Below are 16,023 nucleotides of genomic sequence, written 5' to 3' on the forward strand. Positions count from 1 at the left end.
TACTAAATGAACTCTGCTACTCTCCCGCTCTGCGTACTAACATCCGAAAATTCGCCTAATCCAAGCTCCTCAAGTTTCTCCGAGAGTTCATTAGTCACTCTGATACTTTCTTCTTCATCATCTGCTACGGCGAAGATAACCCTCGGAAAAATGATTATCGTCGCTTCCGACTCCCGAGGATAGTATATCGCCCCAGAGAACTTCTCCGGGTCGTATTCTATATCGTCTAAGCCAAGACCAATCGCAAGCGCATTCAGGTTTAGACGGTTGTCTGCCGGGAGAATACTGACGGCTTCCTCTTCAGAAAGCTCCGTTAGTACCGGAGGGAGCGTTAGTCCGTGATTCCACGCCTCAGGGTGGTCCTCAAGGTTGTCCGATTTATCCAAATCAAGTGATGTACGTGTCCACCAATCGACGAAAACTGACTTGTCTACCTCGGCGTTTGGGAGTGACCGAACAAAATCAAATGCTGGTTGGGGATGACCCATACAAACGCTGTCTGGCGGATTCCCTTAATTCTCCACGTCGTCCGAGTCCAGGCCGCGAGCTTCCAGAATCAGCTCACCAACCCGCTCGGGATTCTCGATAGCCAGCCGGTACAGCGCATCGTGGATTTCACGCTTCTCGACGTTCTGGACGTCCTGACCGACGAGATACGGCTGTATCTCGGTCGTATCCGTCCGCTGGAACTCCTCGAGAATATCCTCGCGCGGGTACGTCGAATACGGCTGGACGTCCTCCGTCCCGAACTGTGGCTCCTCCCACGGATTCGACTCTTCCTCCTCTTCGTCTTCGGTCGCAGCGTCCTTCGACTGCGTCTGGGTCACGTCTTCGGCTGACTCCTGCTCGGCCGTCTCTTCGTCGTCTGCGTCCTCCGCGCTCTCGCCAAGGTCGAACCCACTCATGCCTGAATCCCTCCGTTTTCGACGATATCAGCAAGCGTCTCGAAATGCGCTAACTGGGGGTTCTCCGGGTTGTACGCTGTGAGCGGCTGGCGTTGTTCGTAGGCGTCTCCGAACTCGCTGGAGTGCCGAATCCCCGGCTTGAGATGGAGGTCGCCGCTGTCGATCTGGTCCCACTGCTTGGGCGTGATGCGCGCGAACGACGGGATATGTTCATCGAGGACGTCCGCGACGTCGACGCCGTCGTGGAGCTCGGGCTGGCTGCCCGTCCAGTCGGCGCGACGGCCGGCTTCGAGGTAGGCGGCGAACGTCGGGTCGGTGTTCATCGACTCAAGCAGCGTCCGGTCTTTCGTCTGCTGGTCAATCCGGCGTTCGAGGTTGTTCGGGATGGCGGCCAGAATCTCGAAATCGAAGGCTTGGCGAATGTCCATCACGAGCTTCTTCGACGTCTCACGGAGGCCGTTCAACGCCTCTGGAGCCGGCATAAGCGGGAGAATCGCGTTCGGTGCGCCGACGACGGCGTTGTTCACGAGCTTGTTCCGCGAGCCGGGGACGTCGAAGAGAATGTAGTCGTAGTCGTCGCCCAGCAGCACGTCGACGAGTTCGTTTTTGAGTTTCATGTCGCTCGCGAAGACGTCGTCGCGGGCGAGGTCGTCGTTGACGCGTTCGAGGTTGAGCGCGGGGATGAAATCGAAGCCGTAGCCGGGGTGCTTGATGACGTCTTCGGGGTCGGCGTCGTGAAGGAGGACGTCTCCGAGGTCGGTTTTGGATTTGTCTTCGCGCGTGTAGTAGCCGAGGCCGGTGGAGAGATGGCCGGCGGGGTCGAGGTCCGCAACCAGGACGTCGTGGCCGCGGTTGCCGAGAACGCCGCCGAGGGTGTTCGCACAGATTGATTTGCCGAAGCCGCCTTTGAGCATGGCGAACGAGACCGCGCGTGGTGTTGGGCCGCTCATCGTAGTAATTTCTATAAATCACGCCATCCTAAAACTTTGCTCGAATTCCACAAACTACGCAATTTCTATAATTTATAGGAATTATATGTGTAGGGTAACTAATCCAAATAATCTCTATAAATTATAGAAATTTAGAGAGTTAGGTAATGTGTGTAAGTTACACAGTTTACGCGATGTTTGGGAATTGTGTACTGTGTGGAGGTCGCCTGCAGTATGATTGCCGAATACTTTTACCGACCTAACGGTAAGAGGGGAATGCGAGAGGGCTGGTGAGTGTCGCTTTGTGCCACCACTGGGACACACCAGCTCCCTCGCTTCCTCACACGCTGAGCGGCTGCTGTGGCGTCCGTAGTGGTGTCGCACGTAGCAACAACCAACATCTCTCCGGGACTGGTCGATGGGAACACTACGGGCGCTCATCGCGACCTATCGCGAACGCCGACCAGCGACGACTACTCCTCGAGGCCGGCGCCGCTAGCTCGCGAGAGAACAAGCCGGTCGTGTGCGGCGCCGATCCGCAGCGGCGCGTCCTGCCACCCGAGCGCGTCGACGGCCGCCATCGGCACATAGAGCCGGAACTGCTCCATCTCGCGGCCCTCGCCACCAGACATGTGCGACTGCACACGCCGGACGTGCGGGCCATCCTCCTTGACGGCGACGACTGCCGCGTGCTGGTCGTCCCCGACCACGACTGGACCAGTCTGCAGGAACAGTTCGACCTCGCGGATGACGTCCTGGACACGGTCCGCCTCGCACATACGCGGATGGCAGAAACGCTTGTTGTGGAGGCTGGCGCGAGCGGCTACCGGCGGTTCTCCCAAGAGTACAGCGCGTTTGTGTGATCACTTTCCCAAGATAATGAGTGACCGTACTGGCAACGGCTGGCCCGAGACGTACAGCGACCCCCGCGACCGCCCCCACCCCGACGTCCTCCACGTTACCATCGAGGACTTCGAGACGACGCACTCCACCGTCCAGGCAGCGGCCGACGCCGTCGCAAGCGACAACGACCAGCCCGCCGTCGTCTCCTTCGCATCCGTGGCCGAGCTTCGCGAGATTCTGACGGACCGCCGCCTCGAACTCCTCGACGTCCTTCTCTCGATGGACGGCGCTGCGGACAGCATCTCCGCGCTCGCAACCACCCTGGAGCGCGACTACCACTCCGTCCACGATGACGTCACCAAGCTCGCGGACTACGGCCTCGTCTTCCTCGTGGAGGACGGGTCGGCAAAACGCCCCTACGTCCCCTACGACCGCATCCACTTGAACATCGAACTCGTCGGAGGCTCGTCTGGCGAAGAACCTGCGCTCATCGTGCTCACGTTAGCACGTCGCGACACCCGACTGTGGCCGTAACAAGCACTGGAAGAGATTTCACGCTCGTGCCTGGGTTTCTACCGTTCTGCGACCAACGTGGTAGAAACATATACTGGCGATAGACTGAGCGCGCCGAGGGCAATTAAGCTATTTGCGAGAGAGGCGTCAGTAAGGAGGGCTTTGTCGACTGTGATACGCCACGCAAGCTCTTCTTTCGTGTGGACAAAGATGTTTCAACCAACCAAGGATTTCTCTGTGACGAGATCCGGCCGTCGGTTGGTGGAGGTAATTAGGTCACTGAGGACGATCTTGCGAAGACGTCCTAAGAGGTCTAATCAGTATTGTGATAGAATGCCATTGTGGACGGGCAGCGTGGGATGGTGTGCTGCCCGTTGTCTCCTTAATGGCGGGTGTCGTTAGCCGCCGACAGACGAATGTGTGCGACGACACCGTTCATCGCGGCCAACGACACTGCAAACATTCTACGCGCATATCCTAAACGTATCGATTGTGTCCTCCTCCTCTTCGCCGTAAACGGCGGGAGTTTCCACGGCACCGAATCACCGGATCAACCAACATCACTAACTCTGGTCACGAGGTGTCGGTTAAGCAGCTAGCCATCATAGTGTCTGGCCTGCCGGCTCGAAGCCTTCCTCTTGACTCAAAGAATTCGTCTAGCGACGAACCCGCGCCTGCCAAACCTGACTACTCATGCTTGATTCGTTGTTATTACTCTCGTCAAAAGGCTCCACGAGGAATCTGGCAAGAATTAATTCCCCTAGAGGCTTACGCTGCTTCTCGTTCCGTTCAACGAGGTCGTACTCTTCGGCGTACTCCAGAATGACTTGCATAATATCCCATGATTTCCCAATCTGGTCGTCTTCGAAGTACCATTCAGCTTGGTCAGCAATCGCTTCAGAAACAGCTTCAGCATCGAGGAAATCCTCCGGCTCCTCGAACCCCATCCAACCCAATCTGCTCTAGCTAAATTCGCGGATAGGTCTCGCGTGATAACGTCGATTACTGCTAGCTGAAGATCCGCCGTAAAGTCAACCTCATACTGCTCTTCAGGCATCTCCTCTTTCAGATTCGGAAGCAATTGCTCAGCAATTTCTTGGTGTGGCGCTTCACCACGTCCCGCAAAGTCGTCCAGTACGGTGTAATCGTTCGTCATCGTTGAGAGGTTCTATTGAATTTTAAGTAAGTCATTCGTCGCCGTCACTGGTCTCGGTAGGGTCTGGCCGGTCCTCCCTATGGTGTTGAACTCGGTTGTCTGAGTGTCGGCTCGCCATCTCCCGGTTATCCCGCCCGCAATCTATGGGCCCTCCCGTCGACGGACTGCTGTTACCGTCGCCACCCAAGTCTTCAGTCCATGCCCTATCCTCCGTCGACAAGTCATTCATCCACTCGTGGTCGATCTCGGGGCTACCAACATCCCCTGCGTCCCCCGAGGTGGTGTCGTGTCCGAGTTCGCGTAGTCGTCGAGGGAGGACCGGCCCGTCGACGGCATCCCATCACCACTCGGCGTGAACTTCTTCCGGACTTTCCGACTCCACGCTCGCATCTGCTGTTCAACCCCACGGAGCCGCCCACTCACTCCCTGCACGGCTGCGTCTTTCGCATCATTGCCCATCCCACGGACTGTTGACCCGCCCTTGCGTTTGTTCCGAATCGCACTCTGTGTGGCGCGCGCAGCCCCATCAACAGGCTTCTTCGCCGCCAACCGGGCAGCACCGCCAACTTTCGCTGCGCGTTCTTGCTGGCCACGACGACGACCACGCGGCGGCCTGAAATCCAAATCCGGCTCATGCTTGTGCTTGTCTGCTGTCTCATTCCTCTTCGTTCCAGCGCCCTGCTGCTGCTGTTCGCCTCCTTGGCCGCCCGCAACAGCTGCCCCACGACTCCTGCGTGACGGCGTCTACCCAGTCCGCACCCCGCCACATTCCAGAGCGACCGAAGGGCCCGTTCGAGGATTTGATCAAGACGAACAGTTCGGGCGACGACGTCGTCTCGAGTCATGATCTGCTCGGTGATTTCACCAGCAACCTCGAACAGAAAATCACCTACGAGGCCCAAATGGAAGGCATGGATAAAAAGGACTACCCGCGATTCGAGCTCCTCCACGACCTCCTCTGGAAACAGGAAGATCTCCACAAGGAGTACGACGCTATCCTGACCGACCCTAACGCTCGGGCAGAAGACCTTCTCTACAACTCAATCTATGCCTTAGAACACTCGTCACACCCGTCAAACCTGCAGGCAAAGGGAACCTGAGTCTCGATGGCCTCGAACAGTTGGTCACTGGAATGGAGGAACGACTAGACATCTACGTCGGACTCTCCTGCGTGGTCCCAAGCAGCGTAGGGCAAACAAACGCACACCGGCAGTATCAGCAAAAGTTCGAGGATACAGCCGAGTTCGCGACGCCAGTCTCGATAGCCAACCGCGAGAGTATGATGGACAAGATGTGGGAGGCTCGTAGATCGGCGTTCAAAGTAGTCGAGGAGCGCTGGAAAACGCATGAGGTTGACGGTGAGATGTGTCTGAGCCAGGGCAGTGTCGCGTTCCTGACCGGGAAAGAGACACTCTGGAAGATCTCTGGACGCTGGCGTACTTTATCGCCACAGACACGTTCGATGCAGATATTCAAGAAGAGCTCACGCTGGATATCCAGAACCACGAGAATGTGACGTTACGCCCCGCGATCGCCCAAGAGCTGGAGGTGACTAAGTGATGTGTGGAATGAAGCAAGGGTCTGGTGACCTCAATTTCGGTGACGAAGACGACTCGGATAACAGTCCAGAATCCGAGTCTAGCGAGCAGCGCGAAGAGTCAGAACCAACAACTGCCGAAGTTGCGACCACCGAGGCAGTCGATAACTCGGAAGAAGATGATGCGGCCAGTTCGAGTACGTCGACGACCGAGTCCGGAACGAAGTCCAGCGGGAGTTCATCAAGGTATCCGTACTTTGTTCGCCGGAGTAACGTTGGAGACGAACGAGACAACCATCTCGAGTTGTTCGCTCGCGACAAGGTTGTCTCTCAGAAATCGGAGTTCCGAAACCAGCTAGCATCAGAACTGGGGCCGATAACATCGCGAAGACAGACGCCCGAGAGTACGCACTCCTCACGGCGTTCAACAACGTCGAAGACGTGGCTGAATTGATGCGGAAGAACGGATACGGCGAACTCGATTAGTTACTCCGCGATAAACTGTGGCTGAGGGGTTCGTGGTCTTACCCACACGTATTTCTAGACCCAGTGTTCACTGAGGAGCCATCAAAGTTTAGCTACTGGCTGCGATACCGCTGGTACCCAACGACTGACCCACCACCCGCAATAAGTGCCAATGCGACTATTCCGATTGAGCCACCACTACTCTTAATCGGCGACATCGTAAGCGACTGTACGGCTCCATTGTTACGATCGTTCTCAGCTGATGCAGTTAGTGACGTTGTCTGGGTAACCTGCTTCGTTTCGCTGTGTAATCTATACGTCACTTTAACTTGGTACTCTCCTTCTGGGACAGCACTAACCGGAACGGTAATAGTTCTCGTTGTTGACGGTGGAACCATGTCAATTGCCCGCGTCGGGAGGACGTTTTCGTTAATTGCTGCCATCACAGAGACGTCCTGAATCGGCGTGTTTCCAAGGTTTGTGACGTGGTACTGGAGTGTCTGTGACCCGTTATTTTCGACAATCGAAACAGACGGGTTAACATCCTCATGGAGTGGGTTGACTTGCAGTTTTTTGTTCACCTCAACAGATTGACCGTTGTTATATTTGAGTGTTGCATGTAACGTTGTTTGAACCGAATCTTCAGGCTGGATATTAAATGTCATCGTCGTCATGTTTTTTGCGGCCAAGGACGGTCGAATCTTCGTTTTCGGTTCAATATTCTCTTGTTCGCTCGTCAGATTGAGTACAAGATCCGATATTGAATCACTATCCCCATTTGAGACCGTGACCGATACTAAGTTGTCCGCCTCTGCAACCATGTTGTTGGTGTTGATCTGAATTCTGGGAGAGACCACAGGTTCGGGCGAGGCAGGTTCTGAAACGGTAATGTAGACCGGTCGCTCGATTGAGCCGATCTGTTCAATTGTCCCATTATCGTCTTCTTTGATCCCGCGGACTCGCACTAGTAATCGTTTCTTACCAGCTGTATCAAACGTTGCAGCAAGTGGGACTTCGAGGGATTCACCAGATGCAATCGCACCAACATCGTCTACTTTCGATATCTCTCCATGGCCAGGCGCAATTAATTCGATTTCAGTAATCTGGAACCCACCAGCACGTTCACTCGAATAGTGGATTGTCGGGGTGACTGTTATCGAATCGGCGGTTGTTGGTGTCTCATTTGAGACGGCGACATCAGAAATCGTCACATACATCTCTGATTGTGTTGCTGCGACCGTTCCAGTACCACCAAGGAATGCGACGCTGAGGATTCCGACAAGCAAGATGCTTTGTTTTTTGGTTGTGCCAACTGAGAGTGTTCTCGACATGCGTTTTAGGGTAGCCTAAACAATATTTAATGTTTCCTATTTAGGTTGGCCTAAAATGGGTGGTATGCTAGACAGTCAAGAAATAATACGAACCGAGAAGACACAAGCACGTGCTTGGGCGACGCCCACTCAGGAACTCGCCTACAACAGTAAGGACCGGAAAGCGGCTGCTAAAACCGCTGAACTGTCTGTTTCCGCAGTTACAAACGCTGTTTCGGCGGGTGTACTTTGACCAGAAGCAACCACGAACAGGACTGCACGATACCCGACGATGAGAATTTGAGTACAACGTGTCGAAAAACAGTCCGGAAGCTCAGTCGAGTTTGCCGGTAGTGACGGCGGAAACTGACTTGCCGTGTGTGGAGGCCCATAAAGCTGGACCGATTGACCAGACGCTGCTTGGTCCTCGAGAGTAGCGTAAAGCTCAGCAGACACCGATGAAGGTGACGAATTGAAGTACACAACTGGTCCAGCCAGTTCCTGGACTAACTCGATTGCCCGTGTTGATATCGCAGCGGTGTCACGGGTGCGCCAAATGTGATCCTCTGGATTAGTTTGCTCAGAGCTCACGTCGAGCGATTGAAGCCGCGAAACCACGCGCTGCTGTTGTTCTTCGAATTGTGTGCGCAAGATATCGCCGATTAATTCGGGACGCGCAGCGGAGAACTCTTTCGGGTTCGTGTCCTGGACGGCCACTAACCCAGACTGCTCAAGTTCCTCAGTTGCACCGTACACTTGCGAACGTGGGACATCAGTTATAGTCGCAATATCGCTTGCCGTTGCAGAAGACACTTTCTGTAGCCCGAGAAGCGTCTCTGCGGCATATTTTGACAAGCCTAACTCTCGGAGTGCCGTAATAATTTCTTCCTCGGTCATCCTGATAGCTCAAATACGGTCCATGTGGTGAAATATGTGACCGTTCAACTCAAGAACTAGCCCACCTATCGCGCTCTCAACGGCTCACACGCCACTGCCAATCCTACTTCGCTCACCCGGACGGGTTGGCTCGTTGAGGAAGGGGCTTGTCCATGAACTCGGTCTCGAACCCATCAGAGTGGGCAGTCAATCTGCCACTTGGTGCCACAGTTCCAGACTTTAGGACAAGTTGGTGTTGCCCGTCCACCGGGACGACTGTTGACCTCGACGGACATACCGCATCCCGATGTTCTTTGCCGCATTGTAGTCCACGTTTGCTTCTGGTCCCACACTCAGCGCATCGTTTGGACGTGTATGCCGGCCCGACTTGCTTCACCGAGATACCTTCGGCTTTGTACTCTACTTGTTCCTCGCCCAAGTTGGAGAGAGGAGACGCACCAGTAGACGTGCATGTGGCTGGTGAGACGTTGAACAGCGGGAGTTACCAGCCGATTACTGGCGACTGATTGCTGGGGTCCACATCAAAGTCCCTCCTCAAGGACCGAGGCGCGTATGCTCCGAGGAGTAGTGTAGGGTAGTTTACAAGCGGTATAGGAGAATGCCTCGGGGCTTGACCCCGAGGCGATTCACGTAAGCCGAGTATAGACCATTCCACCACCCAATAAGAGGAGGACTCCAATCGCGAGCATCTCCAGATTCTCCACGATCGCGGATAGGATTCCTTTGTTTGAGGAGTCCCGGATTGGGGCTAATGGTGGGTTCTGTTCGATTGTTACTTGTGGGGTAGTCTGAGTCGTTGTTCCAGTCGAGGTCTCGATCGGTTCTGACTGAGCAACTTCGATGGTTTTTGTATGCTCTGTACCAGTTGTATCGACTGCTCTGACCTGTATTGTGGCTGGATAGATGTCCGTTGTTAGTGTTTCCGTAAATGAAACGTTCTCCGTAATACCACCACTGTATACAGAATTCAGGTCAAGCGTGTCGCCATCTGGACCAAGTGTTTCGACACGCACTCGCGTAATTTGGCCGGCATCCACACGCCCCGCAACCTGAACCGTTTGTGGGCCGACCGATCCAGTTTGAGCTTCGTTAAATTGAATCTGTGGTGTGACCAGTTCCGTGTAATTAACAGAAACTTCTCGTGCTGTGGTTTCGCCGGCGTAATCTGTCGTAAGGAGGGTGATATTTCGTGTCCCATCAATAACGTCAATAGTTGGCGTAACGGTTTTCGTAATTGCTTGCTTCATCGGATTCCGCTCGGCGTAGATGTACTGTTGACCGGAACCATTCTCAGGCCCAAGTCGGAATCCAACAGAGGTAAGCCCAACACGGTCACTTGCTTGAGCAGTAATCTTCACTGCTGACCGCGTTGCGACTGGTTTTCGCTCAGCGATCGTGATATTTGGCGCAGCGGTATCTGTCACACGGATCTCCGTTTCATACGTTCGAATATGTCCAAACTCATCGCGCAACTCAACAGTGAGTGTGTTCACACCGCTACCGACATCTGGCTGAAATGGCCCCAGTCGAAGGTGCTGTGAAATCGTCTTATTGGCTAACTCAGTGATTTTAATCTGGCGTTTGGCTGTTTGTGGCCCACCATATTCGTAATTATATGTCCGCGTAATAAGGGCACTCTTGATGGCGGATTGGTCTTGGATATTCCCCGTTAGTCGAACACTTGACTGGTTCAGTGTGTACGACTCATTTAATTGTTCGTACGTTCCATTTTCCCCAACAAATCCCGCTGAAATTGGGGACTCAAATGTCATCAACGGAGCCGCAGAATCTTCGATAACTGTCGCGGAATACGACATCGTAGAATCCGCTGTTCGCACAATAATCGACAGTTGATGCGAACCACTATCAAGGTTGAGCGTGGTCGTCTCTTGGAGCGTCGTCGCATTCGGGACATATGACTGGCTAGTTGTCCCATCAATACGGACGGAAACGACCTCAACCGTTGAATCGCTCGCCAGCTCAAGTGAGAGTGTCGGGTTGTTTGTTGTTGTAATTTCGCCGCCATCTGGCAGCACCGTCCCACTCACAGCAACCACAAGATTTGTCGTTGATTGGGCCTCATATCGGTTTTCAACGCCCGTAGCAGAGTTAGCAGGTGGCTCAATTGCAGTTCCGGCCGCAAGTCCACCAGCGAATAGTGGGAAAATACCCCCACCAATAACGAGGAAAACCGCGAGGACAATACGAATGCTACCCATCACACGCTCCATTAACCCCAATCAGTATGAAACTACGCATTCACGTTGATGCACCGTTATTTCGAGAATCGGACCCAGTCTCGATATACCAAGTGATCCCATCAGAACCACCACCCCATCGATGGATGTGGACGGCCGTAGAGTCCGCTTCCAGTGTTGCCATAATCGTCCCAACCCGTTTAACTGAAATATCGAGTTCGTCAGCAATATGGCGGCTTTTCGTGAATGACGACCCATCGGTCGCACAGCGTTCCAAGTACGCAAGAATTTGTTCCTCAACGGAGCGCTGTTCATCTACGGGCATGATAATAGGCGGTTAATTGCGAGCGCGTATCAACTTTGTAGTCTTCGAGTAGTCAGCTGATTCGCCGACGTGACGTACACACAAATCGGATAGTTTGCTTGAGCGGTCTTCAGAAAGTTGTTCAGCGGTTTTATGACAAGCCATCAATAATTTCTGGTCGCAAAGAGAACGACTAGCGAGGCGACCAACTCACATGGAAAGCACCGAGCGAGTACCCCGGTCCATCGACAGGCAATCAACACCGGACTGACCCGTGGGGAAAAGCGTGCCGCTAAAACCGGCAGAGGATGATTTGCCTCAACGTTTCACGGACTGAAACCATCTGTCAGTAACAGTCGCACTTAGCTGGTACTCTCCACGTGGGAAGCCGCGTCGTTCACGCTGCGGAGTCGGTCGTCAAGGGCGCGTTCGGATTTCGCTTTTGAAGTGACGTGGTAGTCGTTGTCGCCGTGCCAGCACTACTCGCTCGCGGTGTTGGCGCAGTGGTTGAATTGCTCGACAGTCTCCAGAAGGGTGTTATCTGCTCCTTCGGGAGTGTCGAGTTTGATAACGGCGGTACGACGGTCTTTCACTATGTTTCACATATATGTCCAGTGTTACATATATATTTGGGAGCCAGTCGTGCTATCGTAGCGTGGGTTGTGTCATTGAGTACCGGCCTCCTCCCGTCCTCAAAGGTCGGGACACCCGCCTCGTTCCGCCTGTGAACACGCCGGACCAGCGTGTAGATTTGAAGCAGACAGAGACGCAAACACGGCGCGAGACATCCGTTCTTGTGGTATTAAGAAGCGATTACGAGGGAGATGCTCCGAATCAACATCACCAGAACCGTGGGTTTCTGGCTGGTGAACCAATCGCAAAGCGATTCGTCAATGCCTGTAGAGACTACTCCCTGTGGATACACCTGTATCTGCAAAGCGCGTCATCCAGATACAGCGCGGAAACCACGGATTTAGCCGTGGGAGGAGGAGCGTACGCTCCGTGCAACAATCCACCGACAATAGCACGGCTGGCTCCCCAACGCGCTCTTAATATTTAAATAATACTAGATAGACATATGAGGTGTGCGGTCGTTCGTAACATCCAAGTCAAGCTTGACGTGCCAGAGGACGCACATAGCGTTCTTGATGAGACGTTCGAGCAGTTCCGTTACGCCGCTCAGTACGTAGCTGACACTGGATGGGGCGATGACCCAACCGAAATTGCCGACCAAGGCGACCTCAATGCCGCCACCTACGACGACGTGCGTGACGAAACCGACCTGCACTCCAACCACGACCAATCCGCACGGTCGCTCGCTGCGGAAGCACTCTCCAACTGCCAAGACAGACTCTTCGAAACTGGCGAAACAGCGAGCAAGCCCATGTTCCGTGGCACGGTCGTCGTGTACGGCATTCGCACCATCACGTACAACGACAACCACTGTACACGCGCCACCGTTGACGGACGCGTTCGCGCCGAGTACGTCACACCCGAAGACGATGAGGGAACGCCCTTCAAGGAGTATTGGGGCAGTGACGAGTGGGAGCAGTGCGAGGCAACCCTACACAAGCGTGACGGCAACTACTACCCCCACATTGCCGTGGAAAAGAGCCGGAGATGGATGCGTCAACAGTCGAGAACGGAGCGGTTCTCGGTGTTGACCTCAACGTAGACGGTTCCCTCGCCGTTACCAGCACGGGTCGGTTCCTCGGTAACGCCGACTATCTCAACCACAAGCGCGCCGAGTACGAACGACGACGAGGTAGCTTGCAACAGGCAGGCACACCTCACAATGAGAGCATCAGCGGACGGTTCGCGCGGTGGAGTAAGGGCTCCCTCCACCATGTTTCGAAAGCCATCGTGCGGGAAACCCGCCGGAACGACCGTTCTACGATCGCATTTGAGGACTTGGAGAACATCCGTGAGCGTATCTCGAACGCCTCGAAGTTCCAGCAATGGGCGTTTCGAACGATACAGGAGTACACTGAGTACAAGGCCGAAGAACACGGGATTCTCGTGGACACGGTGCAGCCAGCGTACACGAGTCAACGGTATAGCCACGGCGAGTGCGGCTTCACGCATAAAGACAACCGTGATGGTGTCGAGTTTGAGTGCCTGAAGTGCGGAAAGGAGCTCCACACGGATTACAACGCCGCTCAGAATATCAGGTGGCGTCTTGTCCAGTATTGGCTCAAGTCTGGTGCTGGACGGGCTAGCTGTCAGGTAGCCCTGAAGTCAGGGACAGTGAACGTGAACGGCGAGTATTCGTCTGCCGAGAGCATCGGCCAGAGTGGAAGTCCACTGACAATCCCACCCCTTTAGGGGTGGGTATCTGACTGAAGCAGGAAGCGTCACCCTCAAGCGTGAGCGATCAAGCGAGCGGTAGGGTAGTTCACTGGCGAGACTCATGAACGAGTACAGCACTCATCGTCACAACGACTATGAGGAGTGTGGTAGCCGGTGTAAGGTTTGGAACGCCTCCACCAGATGACCCGGTCGGTGGTGCTGTAGTGGCTGATGTCGACGCCCCTGTTGGTTCCTCTTGCGACGAGATTGTGGACTGGGTTGCGTTGGGTGTGAGTGTTGCGGTTGTTGAGGCAACGGAGTGCGAATCAACCAGCAGCGAGAGTGCAACACGTTCACCAGCAGGAACACTGGAAAGATCAAGCGTCCCCGAGAAGGTTCCGTTGGCTGTAACCGTGGTGGGGGTTCGATAAATGAATCCCGGCGAGCGGCTTTCGTTCACAGATGCCAGTTGCAGAGTCGCGTCTGTCCCGGGTGCTAAATTTGTCGTGCCATGAATCGTCACATTCCCCGTATGGGGCAACAGAAGCCCGGTGGCGGTTGAGTTCCTATCCGAGCTTTCGAAGCGAGCGCGTGGGGTGGTAATTGAAATGTTTGCCTCTGCAGTTGCGTACTCACCGGGCGATAGGTAGGGGAACGCCGCTTGGGTCGGATCACCGCCGGCGCCACCAACGAAGCCACGGTAGTAGGTCTGAATGTGGCGGTCCTCGCGGTCAAACAGGAATGGTGTGTCAGCATCAGTGTTATACTGGAGTTCAGCCGAGAAGTCCTCGGCACCAGCGCCGGTTGGTTGGAGGTTATCGAATGCGCGTGTATCGATGACGACGTACAGCGTATCCGTCGTTGTATCGGCGTAGATTGTCGCTTCCGATGGGGTTGCCGTTGCGAAATTGACGACTTCAAGCGGAGAAGACACGCCACCAGATGAGCCTGGGCCCTGAGTGACTGGTCCTGTTTCGGCAGTGATCGCGAACTCGACTCCTTCTCCAGTTCGCGCTTCGAGCTGGGCGAAGCTCTGTGGTGGTATCCCCGTAGTAAGGGAGTCGAATGATTCCTCAAGTGCAACAAGATGGCCGGAGAGTCCGGTTGCATTCACGGCAACAACTAGTCGGTCGGTTGTCGTGGTTGTTTCCCGGGCACTGAGCGCTGTTTGAAGGGCAGTAACGTTTTCGGCCGAGTTTGCCGTGGCTGCCGGAGCCGTATGAATTGCCACGTCCTCAATTGCTGGCTGAGTTAAGCGAATGGTTGCACGGTCAACAACACGGTCTACCCTAGTGTGTTGTGCTGGTGCCGTGTCTGTCTCAGCGCTCTCAGGTGCGTCCTGTACGTGGAACGTGCCGGTAGCACTTGCAACGATCGGATACGTGCCAACATCAATAGGTCGGCGTAACTGGTCGGTGCCGCGTGCGGTAGCCGCTGAATCAATCAAGTCAAGCGCGGCAAGGTATTCTTCAAATCCGGCTAACTTTGTGCCGTCTTCGGCATAGAACGTTGGGCCATCCGTAGCTGTGTTGAGCCGGCCGTGAACGGCGCTTCGCACGGTATCTGTCTCACTGTGGTAGACCAGCTCAGATCGAAACGGACCAAGACTGGTGCTGGTTCCGACCGCGCGCGTGTTAATCGAGAACGTAACGTTCCCATCACCATCAGCATCAGTTACATGCAGAATATCGACAAACCCAGATGCGGCACTTCCTAGTTGTATGTACGTCGCCTCGGTCGTGGTTGTACTCGTGTTGGAAAGGTTCAGTGTGACCGTGACGAGGTCACCGGCTGCTTGAGTGTAGTTGTGCTGTGTCCAACCAGATGATTGTGCTGTTTCGGCTTGTAACAGTTGGTGACTATCTGGTGCCGGGTAGATCGCCGGAGCCGTCGACAGTGTGCTGTTCGTGGTCGCTGCAGGGAGGGTCTCGTTCGGAACCGTGTCTGCGGTCGGCGGGTCGTGGCCGACCATAGCTGTACTACCACCCATTGCGGGCGCACAGGCGGGTACAAACAGCAATACAATGAGAATGCCCGTCCAGGGGATTCGGCTGGCTAGATTTGCGTTCATTGGGCACCTATCAAGTCCGGTCCCCCACTAGGATTCGGTTTGCGCTCGATAGCTGTGGGGAGGGTTTTCCTGCTGACGAGTTCACCAGTTGCATACACGGTCTCCGGAAAGTCGTCTATACGGGAGATCCAGGAGAGTAAATACTTTGGGCTATCATGCTGCCGTGTTCGGAGAAACTGGTAATAGCTAGTTCTTGTGTAACAGGACACAACGCTGTGGTTTCGCCTAATTTGATGGGGACGGGCTTGTCCGCTCAACGAGTGGCTGGACGTTATCGGGGAGTTGTCGTTCAAGTTCGGTTGGGTCGACTGTGCTTGTAATCGCTTCGAGGATCTGTTCGCGGCGACGAACAGCGGCTGCATCCCCATCGTAGAAGCGAACGTACTCGGCGCGCGTGTGCTCGCTGAAGACGTGACTAATCGCGAAATACCCTTCCGGGACAGTCTTCCCACAAATTTCGCAGGTATGTGTATCATGGTCCGTTACCTGGTGGGTGAGTAGTGACTCGATGTTCTGGAACGTCCGGCCACAGCCCACAATCGCGCATTCCCACGAGGCCATATCTTCGAGTAAGTGAATGCGGCAGATAAACATTCATCCCGGAGC

General features: G+C 54.7%; 14 protein-coding genes and 4 pseudogenes. 6 read left to right on the forward strand and 12 right to left on the reverse strand.

Annotated elements, in window-relative coordinates; translation table 11 throughout:
- Positions 1 to 2 precede the first annotated feature (2 nt).
- The 4 genes from AVZ66_RS16770 to AVZ66_RS16435 all read right to left on the reverse strand — a co-directional run bounded on the left by AVZ66_RS16770 (position 3) and on the right by AVZ66_RS16435 (position 2,466).
- Positions 3 to 488, reverse strand: coding sequence for a hypothetical protein (locus AVZ66_RS16770; RefSeq protein ID WP_197407826.1), 486 nt, complete (start codon positions 486 to 488; stop codon positions 3 to 5).
- 24 nt (positions 489 to 512) lie between these two features.
- Positions 513 to 905: a hypothetical protein gene (locus AVZ66_RS15045; RefSeq protein ID WP_058984989.1), complete on the reverse strand. Its 393-nt coding sequence runs from the start codon at positions 903 to 905 to the stop codon at positions 513 to 515.
- A complete protein-coding gene (locus AVZ66_RS15050; RefSeq protein WP_082678913.1) occupies positions 902 to 1,855 on the reverse strand; it encodes a ParA family protein in 954 nt (317 codons plus the stop codon). The genes AVZ66_RS15045 and AVZ66_RS15050 overlap by 4 nt, the downstream gene beginning before the upstream one ends.
- A gap of 452 nt (positions 1,856 to 2,307) precedes the next feature.
- Complete coding sequence (locus AVZ66_RS16435; RefSeq protein ID WP_157575730.1) at positions 2,308 to 2,466, reverse strand: hypothetical protein; 159 nt, start codon at positions 2,464 to 2,466, stop codon at positions 2,308 to 2,310.
- Here AVZ66_RS16435 and AVZ66_RS16440 point away from each other — a divergent pair, their 5' ends adjacent.
- Positions 2,467 to 2,697, forward strand: coding sequence for a hypothetical protein (locus AVZ66_RS16440; protein ID WP_157575732.1), 231 nt, complete (start codon positions 2,467 to 2,469; stop codon positions 2,695 to 2,697).
- Between the two features lie 16 nt (positions 2,698 to 2,713).
- A complete protein-coding gene (locus AVZ66_RS15060; RefSeq protein ID WP_058984991.1) occupies positions 2,714 to 3,211 on the forward strand; it encodes a hypothetical protein in 498 nt (165 codons plus the stop codon).
- A 635-nt stretch (positions 3,212 to 3,846) separates the two neighbouring features.
- Here the strand turns inward: AVZ66_RS15060 and AVZ66_RS15065 are convergent.
- On the reverse strand, positions 3,847 to 4,137 hold the full coding sequence (locus AVZ66_RS15065) for a hypothetical protein (protein ID WP_058984992.1): 291 nt from the start codon (positions 4,135 to 4,137) through the stop codon (positions 3,847 to 3,849).
- A 925-nt stretch (positions 4,138 to 5,062) separates the two neighbouring features.
- Here AVZ66_RS15065 and AVZ66_RS17200 point away from each other — a divergent pair.
- Together AVZ66_RS17200 and AVZ66_RS17205 are read left to right on the forward strand one after the other, a co-directional pair.
- Positions 5,063 to 5,906, forward strand: a pseudogene (locus AVZ66_RS17200) (ParA family protein).
- Positions 5,906 to 6,369 (forward strand): annotated as a pseudogene (locus tag AVZ66_RS17205) (hypothetical protein). The pseudogenes AVZ66_RS17200 and AVZ66_RS17205 overlap by 1 nt, the downstream one beginning before the upstream one ends.
- Positions 6,370 to 6,461: 92 nt before the next feature.
- Here AVZ66_RS17205 and AVZ66_RS16445 read toward each other — a convergent pair.
- The 5 genes and pseudogenes from AVZ66_RS16445 to AVZ66_RS16955 form a co-directional block, all read right to left on the reverse strand.
- Positions 6,462 to 7,679: a transglutaminase gene (locus AVZ66_RS16445; RefSeq protein ID WP_157575734.1), complete on the reverse strand. Its 1,218-nt coding sequence runs from the start codon at positions 7,677 to 7,679 to the stop codon at positions 6,462 to 6,464.
- Between the two features lie 141 nt (positions 7,680 to 7,820).
- Positions 7,821 to 8,555 carry a TrmB family transcriptional regulator gene (locus AVZ66_RS15925; RefSeq protein WP_082678914.1) on the reverse strand — a complete coding sequence of 245 codons (735 nt, stop codon included), beginning with the start codon at positions 8,553 to 8,555 and terminating at the stop codon, positions 7,821 to 7,823.
- A gap of 112 nt (positions 8,556 to 8,667) precedes the next feature.
- Positions 8,668 to 8,964: pseudogene (locus AVZ66_RS15930) on the reverse strand (zinc ribbon domain-containing protein); the annotation flags it as partial.
- Between the two features lie 217 nt (positions 8,965 to 9,181).
- Positions 9,182 to 10,786 carry a hypothetical protein gene (locus tag AVZ66_RS16450; protein ID WP_157575736.1) on the reverse strand — a complete coding sequence of 535 codons (1,605 nt, stop codon included), beginning with the start codon at positions 10,784 to 10,786 and terminating at the stop codon, positions 9,182 to 9,184.
- A gap of 648 nt (positions 10,787 to 11,434) precedes the next feature.
- A pseudogene (locus tag AVZ66_RS16955) lies at positions 11,435 to 11,650 on the reverse strand (RNA-guided endonuclease TnpB family protein); the annotation flags it as partial.
- 527 nt (positions 11,651 to 12,177) lie between these two features.
- Here AVZ66_RS16955 and AVZ66_RS16960 point away from each other — a divergent pair.
- Together AVZ66_RS16960 and AVZ66_RS16965 are read left to right on the forward strand one after the other, a co-directional pair.
- Positions 12,178 to 12,732: a hypothetical protein gene (locus tag AVZ66_RS16960; RefSeq protein ID WP_231727218.1), complete on the forward strand. Its 555-nt coding sequence runs from the start codon at positions 12,178 to 12,180 to the stop codon at positions 12,730 to 12,732.
- Entirely contained in the window at positions 12,678 to 13,382 is a 705-nt protein-coding gene (locus tag AVZ66_RS16965; protein WP_231727219.1) for a transposase, read from the forward strand. Before AVZ66_RS16960 ends, AVZ66_RS16965 begins: the two co-directional genes overlap by 55 nt.
- A 70-nt stretch (positions 13,383 to 13,452) precedes the next feature.
- On the opposite strand, the gene AVZ66_RS16455 is transcribed toward AVZ66_RS16965, so the two are convergent.
- Complete coding sequence (locus tag AVZ66_RS16455; protein WP_157575738.1) at positions 13,453 to 15,417, reverse strand: BGTF surface domain-containing protein; 1,965 nt, start codon at positions 15,415 to 15,417, stop codon at positions 13,453 to 13,455.
- 225 nt (positions 15,418 to 15,642) lie between these two features.
- Positions 15,643 to 15,978 (reverse strand): hypothetical protein, encoded by a 336-nt coding sequence (locus tag AVZ66_RS15940; RefSeq protein WP_082678915.1) that lies wholly within the window; start codon positions 15,976 to 15,978, stop codon positions 15,643 to 15,645.
- Positions 15,979 to 16,023: the final 45 nt, after the last annotated feature.

Source organism: Halobacterium sp. CBA1132, from assembly GCF_001485535.1.
In the GTDB taxonomy this organism is placed as follows: Archaea; Halobacteriota; Halobacteria; order Halobacteriales; family Halobacteriaceae; genus Halobacterium.